Below are 3,682 nucleotides of genomic sequence, written 5' to 3'. Positions count from 1 at the left end.
CCTGAAACTGCCTTACTGCTGACTGGGACAGGAGCGATTCCACACCCAATGCCTCGACCCGGTGCCGGCTGTCACTCAGCACAAGGTCAAGGGCCAGCAGAATCGTGCTTTTCCCGGACTCATTGTCCCCGACCAGAATGTTACGGTCATGAGTGAAGCGCAGGTCCAGTTCCGGAAACTTTTTAAAGTTTTGCAGCATAAGCCGCGTGATCAGAGGCATCTTTTATTCCTTTATATACCGCTGACTGAAAGAGTGTCCGGCTGCGCCAGACCGCCTGTTTTGTTTTACAGCGTTATCTTACCCAGTCTTCCAGCACAAGACCCGGTACCCGCTCAAATTCCCGCGTATTATTCGTCACCAGCACGGCACCGGCGGCGATGGCGTGCCCGGCAATGGCCGTGTCGTCCCGGCCATTCGCAGCGCCACCTTAATCTCCGTGGTGGCGTCCACCGCAGCGCGATCCCAGGGCAGGATGGCATCGAGGCGGGCGCAGAACGCGTCGACCAGCTCGACGTGGCGCGGGGAGGCCTTCGGGCCGGTGGCCCCGAAGCGCATTTCAGAATAAGTGATGGCCGAGACAACGATGCGCTGGCCGCGCAGCACCGCCAGCTCCAGGCGCTTCAGGACGGCTTCCGGCTGCTCGCGCATGATGAACGAGCAGATACAGGTGTCGAGCATATAGGTCTTGTTCACAGGTTAAATCGTCCTTCGTCGCTGACAACGTCCTCGCGCTCCGCCATAAAGTCCGGGTCTGCCTTCTCGAACTGCGCGAACGAGCCCCAGGTCGGCCGGACGGGACGCAAAATAATGCTGTCCCCTTCCCGGACGATCTCCAGCTCGCTCACTCCCTCAAAATCCAGATCGCGGGGCAGACGAATGGCGCGGTTATTGCCGTTTTTAAAAATGGATACAGTTCTCATCATTTCCTCCTGGCCGACCGGCCTGTATGACTATGTTCAGTATATGCAGATGCAAAGCATATGTATAGTCATAGCATATGCAGATGGTAAGTATATGCGTATGCCACACCTATGCAGATGCCCGGCATATAGATATGTTGAACCTATGTTGTATTCTCTCTTTTCCCGGTCAGATCCGAAAAAAGCTAGTTCCGGATCTGCTTTCCGGCCTCCGGCGCGCAGCGGCCCGGCAACACAAGATGTAGCGGTGTTTCCAGCTTGCAGAGACGCTATATGTTGTGTCCCTCCCCTGCCCCGTGACCGGCCGCTCACCACCGGAAAAGGGCGGTGTGGTTATTCCGTGTGCGTGGTACACTTCCGGAAACTGTGGAATAACATAAAAGTCGGATCCGGCCGGAACGGCCGTCAGGTAATTTAATTACGTTGTTATATGGCTGCTTATTATTTTAGTATGTGAAAATCACTCTCGTGAAAGTCACTGTCGCGACAGAGTGGCACTCATCTGACGATGATTGAGGTGTGGTAAAATTGCACGGCTAACTATTCAACTGAGGAAAGGACATGTTTACTGCATTCAATGAGAGAAATGATTTCAGTTATGCTTTTGAAAAAATCCGTAATGCGATTTCCGCGCCAGGAGAAAATAATCTTTATGCTGCAACAGAATTAGGTCTTGGCATTCTGCTCCGTAAATACGAGCAGTTTCGCCAGGAACTGGATGCGGCCGGTGAGCTGGGAAACTGGGAATATGATCTCGATACCTACAATCACTGTATTGCGGTGCTGCAACGTTACTTCACCGGCAATCCATCCGGACTGACAGAACGTGATGCCCGGATTTACAGCCATTACCTGCAGACTGAGCACAAAAGGTTTGTGAAACTGGCTGAAGAGCTGGCTGCCGGCCGCTGACTACGGACAGAGGGCGGGATTTCTCAGGAATATAAAGGGGTAAATGATCAATGACTGATATACAGGCCGCAACTGAGAGTATAGTTGCTGCGACATCCCATCCGGTTTCCGTACAGCTGATTAATCAAGGGGCGGGGATCTGGGGAAACGTGGCAACCGGGCTTATCACTGGCCTGCTTACTGGGGGTATAACACTCACTGGCATCTGGCTGACACATTATTTCACGCTTAAGCGTGAGAGACAGGCGTCAGAAGATAAAATGAAAAAGGAACTGCATTACATTGCCACCGAGTTGGTATTCATGCTTGAACGGTATGCTGAGGGTTGTTTCCGGGTTGTGACGGATGACGGCCAGGATGATGATGCCCCCCAGCCTGAGAGAAAAGCTGTCACGAATTACCCTGAACTGAATCTGATCGATGTCTCCGGTGACTGGCGGACTTTAGAGCCACGTCTTATGTATCGCATCCGTGAACTGCCGGTGCTCCAGGATGAGGCCCACAGGGCAATTGCATATGCCGCCGAATACTCCGACCCTCCTTGGCATAAGGACTATTTCAGGGAACGGCAGTATCAGTTCACGCGCTTGGGCATCAACGCTGTCATTCTTGCCGTCCGTCTGCGCAAGGCAACCGGGATGCCCGAAACACGTCTTACAGGTCATGATGAATGGTCTGCAGTTTCCGTGTTTCGTAAAGTCTGGAGGCGCGAAAGAGCCCTGCGCGCTGCTGAAGCTACCCGCAACAGGGAGTGGAATCAATTAGTGATACCTGATGGAATGTCAAACCAATGAGCGGCCTCTTATCATATTCTCACCCGCAGCAGCCGGCGCAAATGCCGGTGGCCATTGACTATCCCGCCGCGCTGGCCCTGCGCCAGATGGCGCTCGTTCAAGATGAACTACCGAAATACCTGCTGGCACCGGAAGTCAGCGCCCTGCTCCATTATGTGCCCGATTTGCACCGCAAGATGCTGCTGGCAACCCTCTGGAACACCGGCGCACGTATCAACGAGGCGCTGGCGCTGACCCGGGGGGATTTTTCGCTGGTGCCACCGTATCCGTTCGTGCAGCTGGCCACGCTTAAGCAGCGCACCGAAAAAGCGGCCAGGACAGCCGGCCGAGCTCCCGCCGGTAGCCAGGCTCATCGTCTGGTTCCGCTTTCCGATCACCACTACGTCAGCCAGCTGCAGATGATGGTGGCCACCCTGAAAATTCCGCTGGAAAGACGCAACAAGCGTACCGGCAGAACAGAGAAAGCCCGCATCTGGGACATCACCGACCGGACAGTACGGACCTGGATTGGCGAAGCGGTTGAAGCGGCCGCCGTCGACGGGGTGACATTCTCGGTGCCGGTCACCCCGCATACGTTCCGCCACTCCTACGCGATGCATATGCTGTATGCCGGCATACCACTGAAGGTTTTGCAGAGCCTGATGGGCCACAAATCGATTAGCTCGACGGAAGTCTATACGAAGGTGTTCGCACTTGATGTTGCTGCGCGGCATCGAGTTCAGTTTCAGATGCCCGAAGCGGATGCGGTAGCCATGCTGAAAGGGAATATTTAAGTACTTAGGAGAATGATGCTGGCGAACGTCCTGCTCGCCGGGGAGGTCTGTCAGACGTTATCTGGACCAGCTGACGGGAATATCTGCTCTGTATTCCTCATACTGCTCATAGATCGCATGCTGAAGCATCGTAATACGTTCTGACAACCTGTTGGCGTCCGACATATGCCGCCATTCCCCCTCAATAGTGGTTTTCTGTCCATCCGGGAGATTGAGCGTGATCAATACCTTTGTATCACGAATAATCACCCCGTCAGTGAAAGAATTAAGACCACTCCTTAC

Annotated in this window: 7 protein-coding genes and 1 pseudogene; 4 read left to right on the top strand and 4 right to left on the bottom strand. The window is 54.1% G+C overall.

All coding sequences use genetic code 11. The features are described 5' to 3' along the window. The 3 genes and pseudogenes from ACOI6Z_RS27325 to vapB form a co-directional block, all read right to left on the bottom strand. Positions 1 to 220, bottom strand: a 220-nt coding sequence (locus ACOI6Z_RS27325; RefSeq protein ID WP_086814330.1) for an AAA family ATPase, incomplete at its 3' end; no start/stop codon positions are given. 73 nt (positions 221 to 293) lie between these two features. After that, a pseudogene (locus tag ACOI6Z_RS27320) lies at positions 294 to 694 on the bottom strand (type II toxin-antitoxin system VapC family toxin). Then, positions 691 to 921 carry a type II toxin-antitoxin system VapB family antitoxin gene (vapB, locus tag ACOI6Z_RS27315; protein WP_001261282.1) on the bottom strand — a complete coding sequence of 77 codons (231 nt, stop codon included), beginning with the start codon at positions 919 to 921 and terminating at the stop codon, positions 691 to 693. Before vapB ends, ACOI6Z_RS27320 begins: the two are co-directional and overlap by 4 nt. Here vapB and ACOI6Z_RS27310 point away from each other — a divergent pair. From ACOI6Z_RS27310 to ACOI6Z_RS27295, 4 genes are all read left to right on the top strand, one after another. Further along, complete coding sequence (locus ACOI6Z_RS27310; RefSeq protein WP_248079180.1) at positions 878 to 1,339, top strand: hypothetical protein; 462 nt, start codon at positions 878 to 880, stop codon at positions 1,337 to 1,339. The two genes, vapB and ACOI6Z_RS27310, sit on opposite strands and share 44 nt — an antisense overlap. A 143-nt stretch (positions 1,340 to 1,482) precedes the next feature. Beyond that, complete coding sequence (locus ACOI6Z_RS27305; RefSeq protein ID WP_000493378.1) at positions 1,483 to 1,833, top strand: hypothetical protein; 351 nt, start codon at positions 1,483 to 1,485, stop codon at positions 1,831 to 1,833. A gap of 50 nt (positions 1,834 to 1,883) precedes the next feature. Continuing rightward, complete coding sequence (locus tag ACOI6Z_RS27300) at positions 1,884 to 2,627, top strand: hypothetical protein (RefSeq protein ID WP_000129823.1); 744 nt, start codon at positions 1,884 to 1,886, stop codon at positions 2,625 to 2,627. Next, a complete protein-coding gene (locus ACOI6Z_RS27295; RefSeq protein ID WP_000015958.1) occupies positions 2,624 to 3,400 on the top strand; it encodes a site-specific integrase in 777 nt (258 codons plus the stop codon). Before ACOI6Z_RS27300 ends, ACOI6Z_RS27295 begins: the two co-directional genes overlap by 4 nt. 57 nt (positions 3,401 to 3,457) lie before the next feature. Here ACOI6Z_RS27295 and ACOI6Z_RS27290 read toward each other — a convergent pair. After that, the coding region (locus ACOI6Z_RS27290) for a hypothetical protein (protein ID WP_420687562.1) at positions 3,458 to 3,682 on the bottom strand (225 nt) is incomplete at its 5' end.

Origin of the sequence: Klebsiella sp. C239, from assembly GCF_048822715.1 — a bacterium.
GTDB classification, from domain to species: domain Bacteria; phylum Pseudomonadota; class Gammaproteobacteria; order Enterobacterales; family Enterobacteriaceae; genus Klebsiella; species Klebsiella quasipneumoniae.
The sequence above is the reverse complement of the archived record's forward strand: the minus strand, read 5'-3'. Positions and strand labels throughout refer to the sequence as shown.